This is a genomic window from Gynurincola endophyticus, assembly GCF_003991195.1.
GTDB lineage: Bacteria > Bacteroidota > Bacteroidia > Chitinophagales > Chitinophagaceae > Gynurincola > Gynurincola endophyticus.
In genome coordinates this window covers 313,496-333,286 of sequence record NZ_RCWL01000001.1, presented here as the reverse complement: position 1 = coordinate 333,286, position 19,791 = coordinate 313,496, and the positions used below count along the sequence as shown (strand labels likewise).

At 38.4% G+C, this 19,791-nt stretch carries 14 protein-coding genes and 1 tRNA gene; 6 read left to right on the top strand and 9 right to left on the bottom strand.

Annotated features, from left to right (window positions below):
- Positions 1 to 55 precede the first annotated feature (55 nt).
- From D9O48_RS01450 to D9O48_RS01435, 4 genes are all read right to left on the bottom strand, one after another.
- Positions 56 to 2,119: a thioredoxin domain-containing protein gene (locus tag D9O48_RS01450; protein ID WP_126969857.1), complete on the bottom strand. Its 2,064-nt coding sequence runs from the start codon at positions 2,117 to 2,119 to the stop codon at positions 56 to 58.
- Between the two features lie 129 nt (positions 2,120 to 2,248).
- Complete coding sequence (locus tag D9O48_RS01445; RefSeq protein WP_126969855.1) at positions 2,249 to 3,058, bottom strand: uroporphyrinogen-III synthase; 810 nt, start codon at positions 3,056 to 3,058, stop codon at positions 2,249 to 2,251.
- A gap of 26 nt (positions 3,059 to 3,084) precedes the next feature.
- Positions 3,085 to 4,050: a DUF4271 domain-containing protein gene (locus D9O48_RS01440; RefSeq protein ID WP_126969853.1), complete on the bottom strand. Its 966-nt coding sequence runs from the start codon at positions 4,048 to 4,050 to the stop codon at positions 3,085 to 3,087.
- Between the two features lie 41 nt (positions 4,051 to 4,091).
- A complete protein-coding gene (locus D9O48_RS01435; RefSeq protein WP_126969851.1) occupies positions 4,092 to 5,849 on the bottom strand; it encodes a BamA/TamA family outer membrane protein in 1,758 nt (585 codons plus the stop codon).
- Positions 5,850 to 5,987: 138 nt separating this feature from the next.
- Here D9O48_RS01435 and hemW point away from each other — a divergent pair, with 138 nt between their 5' ends.
- A complete protein-coding gene (gene hemW / locus D9O48_RS01430) occupies positions 5,988 to 7,115 on the top strand; it encodes a radical SAM family heme chaperone HemW (protein WP_126969849.1) in 1,128 nt (375 codons plus the stop codon).
- 74 nt (positions 7,116 to 7,189) lie between these two features.
- Here the strand turns inward: hemW and D9O48_RS01425 are convergent, their stop codons facing one another.
- The 5 genes from D9O48_RS01425 to D9O48_RS01405 form a co-directional block, all read right to left on the bottom strand.
- On the bottom strand, positions 7,190 to 8,194 hold the full coding sequence (locus D9O48_RS01425) for an NAD(P)H-dependent glycerol-3-phosphate dehydrogenase (protein ID WP_126969847.1): 1,005 nt from the start codon (positions 8,192 to 8,194) through the stop codon (positions 7,190 to 7,192).
- Between the two features lie 189 nt (positions 8,195 to 8,383).
- Positions 8,384 to 9,733: an efflux RND transporter periplasmic adaptor subunit gene (locus tag D9O48_RS01420; protein WP_126969845.1), complete on the bottom strand. Its 1,350-nt coding sequence runs from the start codon at positions 9,731 to 9,733 to the stop codon at positions 8,384 to 8,386.
- A 27-nt stretch (positions 9,734 to 9,760) separates the two neighbouring features.
- Positions 9,761 to 11,206, bottom strand: a complete 1,446-nt coding sequence (locus D9O48_RS01415; protein ID WP_126969843.1) for a TolC family protein — start codon at positions 11,204 to 11,206, stop codon at positions 9,761 to 9,763.
- Positions 11,207 to 11,249: 43 nt separating this feature from the next.
- Positions 11,250 to 12,434 (bottom strand): trans-sulfuration enzyme family protein, encoded by a 1,185-nt coding sequence (locus D9O48_RS01410; protein ID WP_126969841.1) that lies wholly within the window; start codon positions 12,432 to 12,434, stop codon positions 11,250 to 11,252.
- 6 nt (positions 12,435 to 12,440) lie between these two features.
- Complete coding sequence (locus D9O48_RS01405) at positions 12,441 to 13,775, bottom strand: APC family permease (RefSeq protein WP_126969839.1); 1,335 nt, start codon at positions 13,773 to 13,775, stop codon at positions 12,441 to 12,443.
- A gap of 56 nt (positions 13,776 to 13,831) precedes the next feature.
- Here D9O48_RS01405 and D9O48_RS01400 point away from each other — a divergent pair, with 56 nt between their 5' ends.
- From D9O48_RS01400 to D9O48_RS01380, 5 genes are all read left to right on the top strand, one after another.
- Positions 13,832 to 15,847, top strand: a complete 2,016-nt coding sequence (locus D9O48_RS01400) for a TonB-dependent receptor (RefSeq protein WP_126969838.1) — start codon at positions 13,832 to 13,834, stop codon at positions 15,845 to 15,847.
- 87 nt (positions 15,848 to 15,934) lie between these two features.
- Complete coding sequence (locus D9O48_RS01395) at positions 15,935 to 17,839, top strand: TonB-dependent receptor plug domain-containing protein (protein ID WP_126969836.1); 1,905 nt, start codon at positions 15,935 to 15,937, stop codon at positions 17,837 to 17,839.
- Between the two features lie 75 nt (positions 17,840 to 17,914).
- Positions 17,915 to 18,496, top strand: coding sequence for a MarC family protein (locus tag D9O48_RS01390; protein ID WP_126969834.1), 582 nt, complete (start codon positions 17,915 to 17,917; stop codon positions 18,494 to 18,496).
- Between the two features lie 7 nt (positions 18,497 to 18,503).
- Positions 18,504 to 18,575, top strand: a tRNA-Arg gene (locus tag D9O48_RS01385).
- Positions 18,576 to 18,869: 294 nt separating this feature from the next.
- Positions 18,870 to 19,286 (top strand): 3-hydroxyacyl-ACP dehydratase FabZ family protein, encoded by a 417-nt coding sequence (locus D9O48_RS01380; protein ID WP_126969832.1) that lies wholly within the window; start codon positions 18,870 to 18,872, stop codon positions 19,284 to 19,286.
- Positions 19,287 to 19,791: the final 505 nt, after the last annotated feature.

Genomic DNA, 19,791 nt, shown 5'->3' with positions numbered 1-19,791 from the left:
TATTGCTTCTTCCTATTAGAACGGACATTAATCGAATATTATTGTATGAATATTCTCAAAATATTTTAGCCGATTCTAGTGTTTGAATGAAGCTATCCACTTGATTTACAGGTTTTTGGCATGAATAATCTTTACACAAATAAATATTTGATTTTTCTCCGCCCGGTTTACCTGCCAACAAAGGGTATGCCTCCACAGCTCCACTCGCCGACTGCATTACCCGATAAGGGATGCAATGTTCCAAAACAGACGCCCTCACCACTGCAAAATCCTCGCCAACAACCGCTATTTCGGCAACGCCGAAATACAGGCTCTGAATCAGATCGGCCCATACCCCAAACGAGGTAGGGTAACGGTTTGCCATTTGATGCATCAGCATCGCGTTGACATAAGCCTGTTCTCTCCAGGCTGAATGATCGAACAAAATACCAAGCGCATACAAGCACTCACTGATGACTGCATTTCCTGAAGGGGTTGCTCCGTCATATATCTCTTTTTTACGCACAATCACATCATTTTGATCTTTTGCGGTAAAAAAGAAAAAGCCGGTTTCAGGTTCAACAAAATCAGCTTGCAGTTTTTCAACGATCAACGAAGCCGTTTCGAGATATTTCAGGTTTCCTGAAACTTCCTGCAGTTTAATGAATGCTTTTGTTAAATAAGCGTAATCATCTAAAAAAGCAGTGAATTTTCTGGAACCGTCTTTATAAGTATGCCACCACTGGCCCTGATAAAAAAATGTTTTGAGCATCCAATCGGCATGTTTTTCTGCCAATTCGATATAATCTTTTCTGTTCAACGCTGCAGCTGCATTACTCAATGCCGTATTCATGAGTGCATTCCACCCCATTAATAATTTATCATCAATGGCGGGTTTGATACGATGCGAGCGATACGCATAAAGCTTTGCCTTCGCAATATCGAGCTGCCGGTAAAACTCATCCGGTTCCATTTCATACAATGCAGCAAAATCAGCATCGTCTTCTTTGATAGTGAGAATATTCTTCTCTTCCCAATTGCCTCTCTCGGTAACGCTGAAATATTCCATCCACATACCGGCCTCTGCTCCCAGTACTTCAAAAATCTCATTCGCATCCCATACATAAAACTTTCCTTCTACTCCTTCGCTGTCAGCATCTATTGCAGCATAATATCCGCCTTCGGGTGCTTTCATCTCTTTTTCTACGAATGCAATAGTTTCTTCTATAATTCTTTTGTAGGCGATATTCTTCGTAAGTTGATAAGCTGTTGAATAAGCATTAATCAATAATGCATTATCATATAACATCTTTTCAAAGTGCGGAACCAGCCATTCTTTGTCTGTACTATATCGTGCGAAACCACCTCCTACCTGGTCGTAAATTCCCCCTTTCATCATCTTATCCAAACTCAAACAAGCTTGTTTCAATGCTGTTTCATCTTTGGTAAAATGATGATAATGCAATAGGTACTGGATCGAAAATGTTTGGGGAAATTTGGGAGCCTGGCCGAAGCCACCTTCTTCATCGTCGGCTTGTGCAAGAATATTATTTGCCATGAGATCGATTTTTTCTTTTGAAAAAATAGCATCTGCAGCGGGCAGGTTGCTTCTTTGCATTAAACCGAAACTGTTCGCCTGTTGTAAATGTTGCGTTAATTGAGCTGCCTGGTGCAGTACATCTTCCTTTTTCTCCTGATAAGTTCTGTAAACTCCTTCTAATACCTGCGTCCAGGACGGGCGATTATAGATTGATTTAGGCGGGAAATAAGTACCTCCGTAAAAAGGTTGTTTTTGAGGAGTCAGGAATACATTCAAAGGCCATCCTCCTTGTCCGTTCATTGCCTGCAATGCATCCATATAAATATGGTCCAGATCAGGACGTTCTTCTCTATCAATTTTGATATTGACGAAATGCTCATTCATATATTGAGCAATGGCTTCGTCTTCGAAGCTTTCCCTTTCCATTACATGACACCAATGACAGGCAGCATAACCGATACTCACCAATATAGGTTTGTCTTCTGTTAATGCTTTTTGCAAAGCTTCTTCACCCCAAGGATACCAATCCACAGGATTTTTGGCATGCTGTAATAAGTATGGACTAGTTTCACCAATTAATCGGTTTGTAAAATCACCCATAAATCAATCATATCAAATAAACGCGAGTAGAAATGTTTCGATAAATATACTATTTTGGTGAAAACAGAAAGATGTTAGTAAATATACTATTAAGATATGATTTTTATTTGAGACAACAAAATTTCACAATTACTTCGCTTTGATCACTGTTCCCAGGAAATTATCCAGTGCGGCCACCATTGAAGGTACTTGTGGCTGAGGGGCTTTGATCTCGAGTGTTAAGCCCGATTCTTCCACCGCTTTTGCCGTATTACTTCCGAAGGCACCGATTTTTGTTCCATTTTGTTGAAAATCAGGCAAATTATCAAACAAGCTCTTTACTCCGCTCGGGGTAAAGAAACAAATTACATCGTAATTTTTGTCAGACAACAGTTCCTTCACATCAGTACTCACCGTACGATACATAAATGGAGTAGCGAACTCACAATTATGCGTCTTCAACCAGTTGATAATTTCATTATCCTGCTGGTTTTCAGAACAGGTGTACAGGAATTTTTCATTTTCCTTATGTTTACTGATTGCATCAAACATACTTTTGTTTGATCCGTCAGAACCATAAAACACCTTACGTTTTCTATAAAGGATAAACTTTTGAAGGTATAGGGCGACAGCCTCTGTAATACAGAAGTATTTTGTGTCTTGCGAAACCGTCACTTTCAACTCTTCACAAGTTCTGAAAAAATGGTCAATTGCATTTCGGCTCGTAAAGATCACAGCAGAGTAGCTAGAGATGTCAATTTTTTGCTTTCTGAATTCCTTTCCGGGAATTCCTTCCAATTGAATGAAAGGTTGAAAGTCTAATTCAACACTATACTTCCTCGCTAGTTCGAAATACGGCGATTTGTCAGATTCAGGTCTAGGCTGCGTAATCAAAACATGCTTAATTACACCTATCTCTTTTTTTCCCGCAATTGCTTTTTTAGCACCGTTTTTAACCATATTTTTTAAGTATGGATTTACAACAATTAATAACTTCTATCTACATAATCCAATAACACCTTTCCTATTACTAATAAGGGTGCTATTTCGAAGGCGCAAAGGTAAATAAAAAAATGGAAGCGACCCACCTTAATTTCGTTTCCTATTGATTTATAAGAAATTATAAATCTGTAGAGCAACAATATCAGGAAAATAAGGCTGATAATTGTTACCACCACCGGAATTAACGTAGGAATTGGAAAAGCCATCAGCACTATTACCGGAAGTAATATGATACCGATGATTTTGTTGACAAGGAAAATTATGAATATATAAATATCAGTAATAGCCGATATATTAAATATCCACCCGATTGTTTTGAGTAAGATATATTGGCCGATTATCAGCATTGCAATCATTGCGCAGTAATAAGCAATCAGGATCCACTCGTTTTCATCGGTAGCGATGTTATAGTATTCTGAAAGAAACAACAGAAACACGCCTCCTACAAATATAAACAAAATATTCAATAATAATGAAGGTAGCGGTGTATGTTGTAATTGATCTCTGATTTGCTGCGGGCGCAGATTCGAACGAAAAAACACATTGAACAACCAGGCTACATATTTTCCGAATATGAGTTTGATCAATCCATAAAACAATACTAATCCTGCAATTACATAGAAGTAAGCATCTTTATCATCACGCTGATATTCGTGCATGCTGATTTTGCTCGCTTTTTTTCCGAATGGAAATAGTGGATCTGTGCTTAATTGTTCTTTTAAGCGTTGATAATTTAACGTTACTTTGACAGGTTGCTCAACCATAATAGCAGCAATATCGATGCTGTCTTTGATAGCTTGTTTTTGTGCAGCGGTTAAAACGGGAACTGTTCTTTGAGGAGGGGACACCGGAACTGTTACCGCAGGAACAGTATCAGGTTGTATTTCCTGTGCCAAAACTAATTGGCCCAATGTGCTCAAAAAAAGTATTAGTATCCAGTTTTTCATCATGATTTTGCAAAAGTAAGTGCTTCTTACGATTCTTTACATTTCTAAAAATAATTAACGTATCCGAGGTGGATTTTAGCCTGCCGGATGTCAAAATTCTGGTCTTTTCTTTTACCTGCAGCCAACGCCATCTGTATAACACCGGCTCTTGTTTCGAGATAAATACCCATTCCACCGCTTAACATCTGATCTGAAAACACAGCGCCCACCTGTGCACTTTTTACCCAACCGGCATCAGTAAAGCCAAATAAATAAGCATTTCGACCTATCAGATACCTGTATTCAAAAGTAGCCACTGCATAACCAGACACATAAATGCTTTCTTCATCAAACCCTCTTAACAATTTAAATCCGCCGATCTGAAATAGCTCATTCCGGTAAATCTGTGGCGATTGATACCAACCGGCTTTTGTTGATAATTTAATCGTACTCGCTTTTCCTACCGGAAGATATTTATCTATGATGCCGGTTAATCGAAACTGATAAGATTTCAACTGTACGGTATCATATAAACTCGTATAATCAAAAGAAGGGTCTTTTATTTGTGCAATTGCAGCGTTTTGTTTCACTTGTTTTAATCCTGCACTTCCACTTAACATCCACCACATCCCTTTTCTGGGATTCCGGAGATAATCTGTTCCATTATATTCATGTGCCAGACCAATGTTTGTAGAGCGAACATCCAATTGAGGAGGCAATGCTTTCGTGGATTTGATCAGGTTGGTATCCAGGCCGATAATATTGGATGTGTTTTGTTGCACAAAAAAAGTACCGACCTGCCTTTTTCCCATTGCATATTTTAATCCTGCATTCAATTGAATGGTAAGAAAACTACTGTCTTTTTTAAAAAGCTGAAAGCCTGCGCTCACCCCCCAGTTGGTTTTAAATATGTAAGGCTGATCAAAAATTATTTGCAAGCGGGGTGATTTCGGCTGTAATTGCTGCCAGGTTAAACCGATAGATTCTCCACCGCCAAATTCGTTTTTAAGAAGAATATTAGCTTCACCGGTAATCAATAATTTCTGGCGTAATACTTCGTCTGTTGCCGGTAATAACCCGATCAGAAAATCAAACTGTGAAACCTTACGTTCTTTCAGGTTTAACTGCAGAATAGCACCGGTTCCTGTTAATTGTATCTGAGGAGGAGCTGCCTGTTCTATAAAGTCGAGCGTATTCAGTTTATTACTGATTTCACGCATTCTGGACGGTTGAAAAAGTGTTCCCTTTTCTATTTGCAGGTATTTAGAGATGAAATGATGATTCAATGTTGCCGGGCCAACATTAATAATACTGTCGAAGCTATACATGGGGCCCGCTTCTATTTTCAACGGCAGCACAGGATCTGGCAAAAGCTGAACGTTATGAAACTCTACTTTCGCAAATGGATAACCTAATTCGGATAAATAGTTCAGCAGGTGATTTTGAAAAGAATCCAGTTCAGTGACTGATACCGTTTTTGTTTTTTTCCACTGGTAATTTTTTAACAGGAGCTGAGCGATACTGTCTGGCTGCAATTGCAATTCATTATACTGTTTGCCTATCCAGCAGCCGGCGAATACAGTATCATTTTTAAGCACCCACTGATCTACCGAAGCCTCCCAATATCCTTTTGCCTGCAGCTGATTGACAAGCACTGGAAATTGCGCAATAACTGCATCAACGGTTTCAAAAGCTTTCGGAAATGACGTTATAATAGCCAATGCATCACCGGTAGCTTCAGCCTGAATCACTAAACGTGTTTGCGCCGCAACTTTCATCACCAACAGGCTAAATATGGTTATTATAAAAAACCTTTTCGTCATTTACGTGTTGTTACAAGATATTGCAATTTTACGAAATTCGTTTCGTGTGACTATAACGCCAGAAACAGTCCTTCACTTGTATCTTCCAGAACTTAATTCTTAAAACTGTAATTTTACACAAACTTACAACATCTCTCTATGGCAGGTATCTATTTACATATTCCCTTTTGCAAACAGGCTTGCCATTATTGCAACTTTCACTTTTCAACGTCTCTGAAACAGAAACCGGCATTTGTGGAAGCCTTGTTAAAAGAAATTGAGCTCAGAAAAGATTACCTGCAGCAGGAGGTAGTAAAAACGGTTTATTTCGGCGGCGGTACACCATCTTTATTATCAACGGAAGAGTTAACGGCTATTCTTGACCAACTTCATCGACACTTTACAATAACGGCAGACGCTGAAATCACTTTAGAAACCAATCCTGACAATATTCAACAGGGCCGGCTACAGGACTGGAAAAAACTAGGAATCAACCGATTAAGCATTGGCATTCAATCTTTTTTTGAAGAAGATCTGCAATGGATGAACCGTGCGCACAATGCTGCGGAAGCTTTGAAAGCGGTGGAACTGGCCCGGTCAACCGGCTTTGAAAACCTAACTGTAGATTTAATTTACGGAACACCGACTTTGAGTGAAGCGCATTGGAAATGGAATGTTGACCGGCTCATTGAATGGAAGATTCCTCATATATCCTGTTATGCCTTAACAGTTGAACCGAAAACCGCACTGGATCATCTTATTCATACTGGAAAATTCCCCAATGTTGATCCTCAAAAACAGGCTGATCATTTTCTTCTTTTAATGAAATGGCTAAAAACTGCCGGATACGAACACTATGAAATTTCGAATTTCGCTTTACCAGGGCACAGAAGCAAACACAACAGTGCTTACTGGCAGAGTGAACACTATATCGGGCTAGGGCCAAGTGCACATTCTTTTAATACAATCAGCAGACAATGGAATATAGCCAACAATGCTATTTATATAAAAGAAGTAAAAAACGGGGGCATCTATTGGGAAAAAGAAACGCTTACACATAAAGATGTAGCGAACGAATATATCATGACCGCTTTAAGAACAACGGAAGGTATTCACTATAAAAAGATAGCATCTTTGCTAACAACTGAAGAAATGAACTCATTCACACAGCTATTGTTAAGTTCTAAATGGAAACAATACTTTATTCAATCAACGGAGCGTATTGCCTTAACAGACGACGGCAAATTGTTTGCAGACGCAATTTCTTCTGATTTATTCTTTGAGTAGTAAGTACTAAAAAAGTATTAAGAAAAGATAAAACATAAATAAAAAGGAAGCCCGTAACAAGGCTCCCTTTTTATTTATATCAAGTGATTTTCAATATTCTTAAACCCGTACTTTGGCAATAATTTTTCAAACAATATCTGATAAATACTGTGCGCGATGGGCATACCGGCACCGATAGAATGATTGATTGTTTCAATTGCTTTAGCTGCATAATAACCTTCGGCCACCATATTCATTTCTAATTGAATTGCACTTACAGAGTAACCTTTTCCGATCATATTGCCGAAACTTCTGTTTCTGCTATGCAGTGAGTAACAGGTTACCAATAAGTCACCCATATATACCGAAGCCGTATAATTGTTATTTAGTTGAGCCTGTTCTTTCTTTTCTTTGTAGATATCCAGAAAGCGGCTCATTTCATTCGCACAGTTGGCGATGTAAACGCTTAAAAAATTATCCCCATATTCAAGTGCATGTGCGATGCCAGCTCCTAATGCATAAATATTTTTAAGAATAGCGGCATATTGTACACCATCAACATCGTGATTAATGACAGTAGAGATATATTCATTTTTAAAAAAAGAAGCTATTTCTTTTGTTTTTTCTTCACCAGTTCCGGAGAAGGTAAGGTAAGAAAGCCTCTCAGCTGCTACTTCTTCAGCATGGCAGGGTCCCATTAAAGTAAAATATTGCTCTGCCCGTACGTGGAAGTGTTCAGCGAGATAATGATTCAGCAACTGGTTGGAGGAAGGCATCAAACCTTTCATTGCAGAAAGGATGAGTTTATTATTAAAAGAGCTTTTATCCAGCATTTTTAATGCATCTTCCATATATGCCGAAGGAGTTGCAAGAATGATGACATCTGACGCATTCACCACTTGTTGAATATCGACATCAAGTTCAACGAGGCTGGTATCAAAATAAACCGAGCTAAGATAATTCGGGTTATGGTGGCGTTTTTTAATATGCTGCAAAACTTCTTCTTTTCTCACCCACCAGTGAATATTCAATTCGTTATCTGTAAGAATTTTTGCAATAGCCGTAGCCCAGGTTCCGTTTCCAATAATTCCAAATTTCATAATGCAGCATTTGTTCAAAAATATGGAATTGTGACGAATCGTCGTCAAATTAGTTGATTACTAATAGATTTCGTGTATGAGAAGACAAAATAGTGCTCATTAAAAAGAAAAAGGCTACCCTTTTCAGGAGCAGCCTTTTTCATGATATATTCGAAAGAAATCGGAAAAAAAATCGTTTATATCCGGTGCTTATTTACTTTTAAGCAACTCATCTTTCTTTACAACTTTTACTTTTCTACCATCTTCCAGTTCTTTACTTACTACAGAGTAAGGGCCGGAAACGATTTGCTCACCTACTTCCAATCCGCTTAATAATTCAAAATAGTTAATATCCTGAATACCTACTTTTACGGTTTTTCTTTTCACTACACCGTCAGCTCCTACCACAAACACTACTTCTTCATTTTTAGAAGCCTGCGCATCTACTTTTTGATTGGCATTATCAGTTACAGTGGTAGTATCAGTATTTTTCTTTTGTCTTGAAGTAACAGCGTTAATCGGAACGCTTAGCACATCATTTTTAACAGTAGTCTGGATATCAGCACTGGCATTCATACCCGGTCTGAAAGGGAACTTCTTAGGTTTAGAAGGATCTAACAAATCCTGATAGCTTTCAGGAATCATACGGATATGTACTTTATAGTTAGAAACATCATTTGTAGTAGTAGTGGCGGTAGCAATAGAAGCGCTCATACTGGTAGAAGCAATTTTTGTAACAATACCTTTAAACTTCCTGTTACTGTAAGCATCTACTTCGATTACTGCAGAGTCGCCCAGGGAGACTTTCGGAATATCATTTTCACCTACTTCTACCTGAAGTTCAATAGCACTCATGTCTGCGATTCTCATCATTTCGGTACCGGCCATCATAGAGGCACCTACTACGCGCTCACCTTTTTTAACACTCATTAAAGAGATGATACCACTCATAGGAGCAACAACGGTTGTTCTGCTTAAATCTTTATCTGCTCTTTCCAGGCTAGCCTGTGAGCTTAAGATACTGGCTTCATCGCTTTTAATTCTCTGCAAAAGAGCATCATAATTTGACTGTGCATTGTGTAAGCCGTTTTCAGCCTGATCAAACTCTGATCTTGAGATAACTTTATCGTCTAACAATTTCTTTTGACGATCATAAGTAATTTTAGCAAGGTCTAAAGCTGATTTCAAACTTACCAATTGAGCTTTTGTATTTTCTAACATCGCTCTGCTTTGGCTTACGACAGCTGCTGCCTGATTTCTCTGAGTAGAATAGATGTCAGCATATATTCTTACCAAAGGAGCTCCTTTACGAACAGAATCTCCTTCTTCATACATTAATTCAACGATTTCTCCTGAGATATCCGGAGATACCTTTACTTCAATTTCAGGATAAATTTTACCGCTCGCGTTCACGGTTTCAATGATGGTTCTTTTTTCAACTTTTTCAGTACTTACTTCCACGCCTTCGTCTTTACCGATCACGCCTGCAGACTTCAATGCGATTAGTATGATACATAACAAGATCAACGAAATGATCAGTATCCATATTTTTTTTCTCATTAGTATACTTTTAAAAAATGTTCTCGATTATAATTTAATACCGCTACCCTTATAAAACTCCAGCACTTTCATTTTAAATACGTAATCATACTGGGCAGTTAATTTATCAATAGTAGCTCTGAATAAGTTAGTTTGGTTAGTGATCAGTTCAAGTGTTTGCAACATTCCGTTTTCATATCTTTTAGAAGCGAAGTCATACACTTTTTGAGCTGCCTGAACAGATTTTTCAGATGCCTGATATTTTTGTAAAGCAGAATATGCTTCGGCGTAGGCTCTGTAAATAGTTTGTTTCAAATCGAGGTCATCAGCTTTTTGCTGTAACAAAGTATTTTCAAGGTTGAGTTGCTGACGTGATCTGTTAGCTCTTAATTGTCCGCCGCTGAAGATCGGTATACTCAAACTTAAACCGACGCTTTGACGGAAGTTCTGGTTTACCTGATCGAAATACCCTTGTTTTCTGGTAATCGGCACATTGGTAGTTGGGTTAAACGGAACCACATTGTATTCTGTACCCCCTACTGACACTCTTCCTATTGGGTTTACATTCGGAATAGAATTCACACCAATCACTTCGAATGCCTGGTTATTGGTACTGGATCCTAAAGAACCGAACATACTTACAGAAGGTAACATCTGAGCACGTGCTGCTTTCAAAGTTGATTTAGCTGCAGCCACTCTGAATTCGTTTACCTTTTGCAGCGGCATGGCCTCTCTTGCCAATGAGTATACGTATTCTGGTTGTAAGCTAAGAAGTGATTCAACCGGAATATTTGCAACATCCGGATTATCAATATCGAAAGGAATTGCAGCATCCATATTTAACAATGCTTTCAACTGCAATACCGATTGAATTTCCATCATTTCGGCAGAAACCAAAGTAGAACTGTCTCTCGCCAGCTGCGCTTCAAGTTCGGCAGCATTTAATTCAGGAACAGCTCCGGCTGCTACCAGTTTTCTGGTATTTTCCAGTTGTGCGGTCGTTAATTCAATCTGTACTTTACTGGCGTGTACCTGTTCTTTATTAACTAATGCCTGTAAATACGCCGCAGCCACATTCAGAGACACATCATTTTTAAGCTTTTCCACTGACTTCTGGGCGGCAGCAGCTTCAAATTTACTGGCGTCAATATTATTGTTGAGGGCAAACCAGTTAAAAAGATTTACACTCGATTGCAAAGAATAGCTACTGGTCCAGAACCCCTGGGTAATCAGGTTAAAGGTAGTAGGATCCTGGTTACGACCGGCGCTGTAACCGTAGTTTGCTCCGGCACTTAAACTTGGAAACCGGGATTCTTTTATCTGCTTTAAATTTACCCCAGCCATACGAGCCTGAATATCAGACTGTTTGATCGAGATATTGTTTTCCAATGCGTAGTCAACAGTTTGCTGTAATGACCAGGTATTCTGCGCGGAAGCTTGTATGCTCAAAACTGCGATAAAACCTGCAAAAGCGATTTTTTTGAATTTTTTCATGCTTCTTTTTATATACGTTGCAGCTCGTGCTGCAAAATTATTTCTACTTGGTTCTGGCGGCAGTGATTTTATCTAATGCCTGTGATATGTCTGCAATTAAATAAGAATCTTCTTCTAATCCAACATACATCCGTACCATTTTATGCTGGAGATTATTTTTATCAAAACTACCTTTGGGCAAAGAGGCACAAGATGGCATTACCAAGCTTTCATGACCTCCCCAACTCACTGCTATTAATATATGTCGCAGACTTTCACAAAATATTACTATTTCTTCGTCTGAATTTACATTTAATACAAAACTAAATAATCCACCGACACCTTTCATTTGTTTTTTTGCCAATAAATGCTGTGGATTCTCAATAGAAAACGGATATATGACTTTTTCAATAAGCGAATGAGACTCTAGATAAGTTCGTACAGATTGGGCTGTTTTTTCAACGCGTTCAAGTCGCATGGGCAAAGTTCTTAATCCTCTGATTAATAACCAAGCATTTTGTGGGGAAATCACGTTACCGGTGCATAACATTTCACTTTCAAATATCTTTTTTATCATTTCTTTAGTGCCACTGAGCACTCCGGCTACCACATCACTATGCCCGCCGATATATTTTGTAGCAGATTGAATGGAGATATCGATTCCTAATTTAACCGGCTGTTGGTAGAGGGGGGTAGAAAACGAGTTATCACAAATAGTTACAATTCCTTTTTTCTTTGCCAGTGTTGCTATAGCGGCCAGGTCCTGTACTTCACCGCTCCAGCCGTTGGGAGATTCCAAATAGATGATCGTAGTATTTGGCTGGATGGTTTCCTCAAAGTTTTCAATCCGGGTACCATCGATATAGGTGGTATTAACTCCAAATCTGGGTAGAATATGATTAAAAAGGTGTTTTGCCCAGGAGTATGGATTATTCACCGAAATAATATGATCACCCGTTTTAACATTTGCCATTACTGAATTATAGATGGCGGATGCTCCTGAGTTTAAAACCAGACAATCTTCTGCACCATCTAAAGCGGCTAATTTTTTTCGAAGAATATCTACTGTCGGGTTTAATCCCCTGGAATATAAGTAAGCACTGTACTCGTCTTCAAAAACTGCCGATAAATCGGATATTTTATTAAAGGCAAAATTACTTGTCTGAATAATCGGCGGCGCAACAGCATTGTAATACATCGAGCGCTCTTCACCTAGTTCATTAATTATGTAAGATATCGACTGATCCATCCACCACTAATTTTTCTTTTTAAAGGCTTGAGTTATAAAATAAAGTACAACAAAACCGGCTAACACAGCTAATCCGGTCATGGCTGTTTTTGTTTCACTGATCATAATGCTGATCGCAATAAATGCATAGGCTGCGATAAAAAGGGCAGGAATAAAGGGATAGAATTTCATCTTATAAATCCCTGGTGTTTCCTCATTCATTTTTCTTTTTCTCAGCAGGAAGATGGCACCGGCACTTAATGCCATTCCGAAACAATCCAGGAACATGGTAAATCCTAAAATCTTATCGAATGTTTTTGCATAAAATAATACTACCATGCAAATGGCTGTAAAAGTGGTCAGAGAAACGAAAAGTACTCCCCGTTTTTCCCATCTTTTCTTGAACACGGCAGGTAAAACGCCATCCTCGCTCATTGCAAACATTACCCTTGGGTTACTTAATAATACAACATTTACGTAAGCCAATACAGACAATACCAGCAAGCCGCTGAATATTATTCCTCCCTGTTCACCAAACATTTTAGAAATTACCACGGTGGCAATTTCACCGGTATTCTTAAGTTCATTAAATCCGACTACTTTATAATAGCTAAGGTTTACCAACATGTATAAAACAATAATGATGATAATACCTGAAACGATTCCTATCGGAATATTTTTCTTAGGGTTTTCTATCTCACTACCGAAGTTGATCGTTTGCTGATAACCGCCATAAGTAAAAGATACTGCCATCAGGGTAATTCCAAAAGACTTCACATAATCCATCCATCCCCACTCTCCGTTTTCTGCAAATTTTATAATAGGTTCTGAATCTGTAAATGTAGACGGCATAAATAAAGCACCAATCAGCATTAGTACCATTCCAAGCTTGATAATCATCAATACATTCTGTGTTTTCGAGCTCATGCGTAATCCAAAGAGATTGACTACATAAAAAAGCAAAACGGCAGCAATTGCAATAACAACTTTTACCGTATCTGAAGCTGGTTCATTAAATAATATTTTGCTGACATAACCACTTCCAATCAACGCTACACCTGCCAGCGAAGCCGCGTTTGAAACAAGTACAAGACAGTTTACAGAAAATGCTAAAGCCGGATGATAAGCGTAAGAAAAAATGCGGTAATAACCGCCTGTGATAGGATAGCGCGAGCCGATTTCTGCGTAAGTTAATGCCCCGCATAAGGCAATGATACCGGCAAAAATCCATGCGCCAAAATAAACCCCGGGAGTTAATGCATCTTTCGCAGCTACGGATGCAGTTCGGAAGATACCCATTCCGACCACCAACCCCACTACGATCATAGTCAAGTCAAATAAGCTTAGTTTAGAAGTCTTCATTCTGGGAAGATAATTAAACTTAGCTTAACTTTAATCAACTGCTTTAAAATAGATGTATGCTGAAGAGATTTTTTTTGACAGGTACTTTTTTCACCGTTTTCCTATCCTTTTCCTATAGTCAGGATAGTCTCCGTGTGCAAGAACTGGACTATGTTATAGTAGATATTTTTCATCCGAAAAAACAAACCAACAAGACTATTTTTCCTGCCCTACTCCCTACTGCACAAATCACCAATACCCTTAATATTATTCCGGGTGTGCGTATGGAGGAGAGATCGCCGGGCTCATACAGGATCAATCTTCGCGGTAGCAGCCAGCGGGCACCTTTCGGTATCAGAAATGTTAAGTTCTATCTCAATGGAATTCCATTTACAGAGCCGGGAGGTAATACTTACCTGAATCAGTTAAATATGCGATTTGTATCTGATATCAACGTTTTTAAAGGACCAGTACTATCAGAATACGGAGCCGGAACAGGTGGAGTTGTGAGTTTGCAAACCATCAAAAATGCACCTGATTACCTGCAGGCAGAGGGAGGCATAGGTAGTTTTGGAGAATGGAACAGCATATTATCAGCAAATCTGAGCAGTCAGGGTCAGCATCATTATATAGCTGTATCCAAAGAACAATCCAAAGGGTATCGTCATCATTCGTCAATGGAGAGGAGCAATTTTATATGGGTTCCCAGGTTTGACTTAGGGCAGCATCAGCTTTCTGCACTTGTTCTTTATTCAGATTTATGGTACCAGACACCGGGAGGCCTTACACTTACACAATATGAAACTGATAGAAAGGCATCAAGGCCGGTCGCCGGAATTTTTCCGGGTGCTGCTGATGCGCAGGCAGCTATTGACCAAAAAAATATTCTTCTGGGAATTACTCATCGTTATCTTATCAATACCAGCTGGAGTTTAACCTCTTCAGTATATACCAGCAAATTATCACTCGAAAATCCGACTTTCAGGAATTATGAAATCAGGCAGGAGCCACATTCCGGAACCCGAATAGCGCTGTTAGGGAATGTAAAAAGTATAAAAATTAATACAGGATTAGAGTATCAGGCCGGAAATTATCACATCCAGACATTTACCAATCAGAATGGCAGACCCGGTATACTCGAAACCAATGATCAGGTTAACAACAAAACCGGATTTATTTATGCAAATCTTCGGGTACCTGTTTCAACCCGGGTGGAGTTAGAAGGCGGATACAGTGCTAACTTTTACGAAACCGCTATCACGCGTCTCAGTAATCCCGGTACAGCCTCCTCCAAAACAGACTTACCGATAGAACATCTGCCTAAGTTCAGACTAAAGTATAATAACAATGAAAAGTCATTGGAGGTAAATCTTATTGCCTCAAAAGGCTACTCTCCTCCGAGCTCGAGTGAGGTATTGCCATCTAACACGGTCATCAACACTCTATTAAGACCAGAAATCGGTTGGAACTATGAATTACAGAGTTTATATAATATAAGTAGTAACATTTTTACTGAACTGAGTTTATATTATAAAGAATCGATGAATACCATTGTTCAAAGAAGAGATGAAGACAATGCCGATTACTTTATGAATGCCGGCAAAACCGCTCAAATAGGAATTGAAGGAGCTATTTCTTACAATCAGCCGCTGGGGAACGAAAATGAACTGGAAGTAAAGACTACCTTTAATTATGCCGATTTTACTTTTAAAGACTATAAAGTAGTGAACGACGATTTCTCTGATAAAAAAATGCCGGGCAATATGCGCTGGACAGTTCATGCATCCGGAACTTTCAAAATGCCCAGGTGGGCTGAAGTAACACTATCGTTCGGATACTATGACAGAATGTATCTGAATGACGCTAATACCTTTGCTTCAGCGCCTTACAGAATCATGAACCTTCAGGTATACCGTAAGCTTGATTTAGATAACCGTCAAAAACATCAAATACAGGTTCGTGCCGGTATCAATAATCTGTTAAATGATTTTTACAGTCTCGGATTTGATTTTAATGCTGCAGGCAACAGATTTTATAATGCTGCTCCCGGAATTAATTACTTTGGAAGTATTGCGTATCGTTTATCTTTATAATTATTTCAATGGCTAAGGATATAGCCGTATCAGTCAGAAAAATATGGCTATTCCGTTGATAGTTACCATTCCTTTTATCTAACTTTTATGAGAATAAATATACTTATCCTCTGTTTACTATTTAATCTGACCTTATTGGCTCAAGACAGCACTGTTACTAAAGAATTACAGGAAGCAGTCGTGACAACTACAAAGTTTGAGCAAAAACAGAGTTTGATTGGCAAATCTACAATTATCATCACCAAGGAAATGCTGGAGCGTTCTGCGGGTAGTACTGTTTTTGAAGTATTACATCAACAAGCTGGTATTTTTGTGGGAGGCAGTAACAATAATTTAGGAACGAATCAGGAGATATACCTGAGAGGAGCCGCAACCGGGAATACACTGATTCTGATTGACGGCATACCTGTATACGATGCCTCCATGATTAATGGAGCATCAGATCCGTTAATGCTTAACCTTGCATTAATTGAGCGAATAGAAGTAGTAAAAGGAAGCTTGTCTACTATCTATGGCAGTGATGCTGTTGCCGGAGTAGTAAACTTTATCACCAAAAAAACATCCGGTAGAAAAATTGAGAGCCACAGTTTCGTGAAAGCAGGGTCATACGGAACCATTCAACTGGGTTCTGCTCTTCAGGGTAAAATAAATAAAACATTCTATCAGATAGGATACCAACATATAAAGTCAGATGGTTTTTCAACCGCCTACGATAGTACACATTGCCGCACCTTTGATCGCGATGGTTTTGAGCAAAATGCTTTTGAAGCTCAGCTAAGTCATCAGGTAAATAATGACTTTAAGATAGGATTCATCGGAAAACTAAATTTCAATACACTCGATGCTGACAATGGAGCATTTACTGACGACCGTGATTATATAGTAAACCATCGCCATAAGCAATTGTTAATGTATGGTGACTGGAATAATAAATTAGGTAACAGTAAGTTTAACTTTCAATATCAGCAGTTAAACAGAACTTATAACGATGATTCTACTCACACGAGTGGTTTTGGAAAGTTTGCACACAATGAATATTTATCAAAGGTCTTTTTTGCAGAATGGTATCAGAATTTCAGAATTAATGATCGTCTTCAGCTCTTAGGAGGTGTTGATTTCCGTCATCATATTACCGATCAATCAACACTCAGTATTAGTGATTGGGGAAGCTTTCCTTCCAGAATCAATAAAGACAGTGCGCGCATTGATCAATTTGCAGTTTACTTGTCTGCGTTATGGACACCATTTACTAATCTGACAATTGAAATAGGTGGACGATACAATACATTTAACCGTTACGATGATGCCTGGACCTATTCGTTCAACCCAAGTTATAATTTTGCCAAACACTATAAAGTATTTGTGAATATTGGTTCTGCGTTTAAAACACCGTCGTTATATCATATTTATTCTCCCTACTACAATCCGGCAATCGGACTCAAACCCGAATCCTCATATAATCAGGAAATTGGTTTCGGATATGAAAAAGCGGGACTCAGAGTGCAGGCGGCTTTATTCCGGAGAAAAATAAACGATAATATCGTATTCAGTAATAATTATTACATGAACATCGATCAGCAAAAAGATCACGGTGTAGAACTCGAAGCGCAGTACAACACAGGAAAGTGGCGCTTGAATGCCAATTATACCCACCTCAATGGTAAGGTATCGAATAGTGACACTACCTATTTTAATCTGTTCAGAAGACCTAAAAATGCTATACACGCCAGTATAGGTTATCAGTTTACAGAGAAGTTGTTTATGCAAACGCAGTTAAATAGTATAGGTAACCGCTGGGAATATGTATATGGGGCAGACCCGGTTTTGATGAAACGTTATTTCACCATTAATTGGTCGGCACAATACCAGATTAACCGTTCTATCCGAACATTTATTGAACTTAAAAATCTTACCGACAGACACTATTTTGACATATTAGGCTATCAAACCAGAAGATTCAATTTCATGGCCGGCACTTTGTTTCGTTTATAAATATGAAATCTGCTATGGATTTGCTGTAGTAATGATAGAATTTTATACTTTCGTGCTCAATTAAACCTTTATGCTATGGAATGGTCAATAGATGCATTTCTTACAGTAACTTTCACCCTTTTTGCGATCATTGATATAATCGGTTCAATTCCTTTATTGATCACACTAAAAGAGAAAATGGGAGGGATCAACGAGCTGAAAGCCACTGTAATTTCGGGTGGTTTGATGATTGTGTTTCTCTTTACGGGTGATAAGTTCTTAAAAATACTAGGTTTAGATGTAAACTCATTTGCCGTTGCCGGCGCCATTGTGATTTTCATACTGGGACTGGAAATGATTCTCGGGATTGAGTTCTTTAAAGGCGACTCATCAGATCCCAAATCGGGCAGTCTGGTACCGATTGCATTTCCGTTGATTGCCGGTTCGGGAACATTAACTACTATAATCTCCTTACCTGCCAATTATAGTAAGCTGGTAATATTTTTAGGTATCCTGGCAAACCTTATTTTTGTATTTATCGTACTAAAATCGTTAAACAGAATTGCAAAATTATTAGGTCCGGGCGGATTAAGTGCTGTAAGAAAGTTTTTTGGTGTAATTTTGCTGGCTATTGCTGTAAAAATGTTCGCCACCAACGTGGGCGTTTTAATCAAATAATATTCTTGGCCTCGTAGTACAATGGATAGTATGAGAGTTTCCGGAGCTCCAGATCCAGGTTCGATTCCTGGCGAGGCCACTTTTAAAACCGGTCACCCACTTAAACTTCCGACAACCGGAATACCTCTCCCTGCCAAGATTGTTATTAATCACCCAATTTATAGTACTATTCTTCTTAATGTGAATAGTGTTACTACGTACAGGCTACCAGCTCAAAGGAATCTTTACTATTTCCAAAAAGATTCCACATGAAATCTCTCTGATGGAAAGTTTATTCAAAAAAGTCAAAACACTTACTTCATCCGACATTCTTATCATAATTTAATTTTTATAGATAGAAATATATACTAGATTTATTATCTAAATAATGGCTATGCAACAGAATATAGAACAGCTAATTCCGCACAGGGATCCTTTTTTGTTCGTTGATGAAGTTGAATCAGCAACTAAAGAAACCATTATCGGTTCAAAAACATTTGATGATAGCAACAGCTGGCTCAAGGGTAATTTTCCAGACTTCAGCTTCATACCCGGAACGATCATTATTGAATCTATGGCTCAATGCGGTGGAGCAGGAGTAAAATTGTTAGGTATTACAGATGGAATTTTCGGTTTAGTAAGTATAGACGACGCGCAAATATTTGAGGGCGTAACATTTGGACAAACCATAAAGTTTGTTATTAAGAATCTTCGATTAAGTGATAAAATCATCAAACAAGCCGGGGAAGCCTTCGTAGATAATAAAAAGGTTTTACAAGCCAGTTGGATGTGTGTCAAACTTTCTTCATAATCTCATTTTAAATAGTATAAAAAAAGTAGGGGCTGTCGCACCTACTTTTTTTATCACCTGTTGACAGCTTCAAACAAAAAATCATCTTCAATCCAAATTTCTACAGCTTTCGTATAATATATAGACACGTGCTTGCAAATGTCTATATCTATTTGTACAGATAGATCGATTCACCCGATGTGTTTACATAAGGATGAGTCAACTGGGGCTAATCGTATTAGCTCGTTAAAAACCGCTATGAGGGATTTATTCGAGTAAGCGGAATATAAATTCACAGTATAAAGGGTTACGATTACTAACACTATGGCAGGGGTGGGAAGGAAAATAGTGTTATCTAAAAAAATGATTAAAAGAGTAATAAAAAATAGCATAAACCTGGTAATATTCACTACGAGTTACGAAAGTGAGCGAAATTGCGTGCGTGTATATTTCAATCTAGAGAGAGATAATATTTACAGTTTTTCCAGCAGCTCAAATCATTTCTGAACTTTTTTGCTTAAAAGAT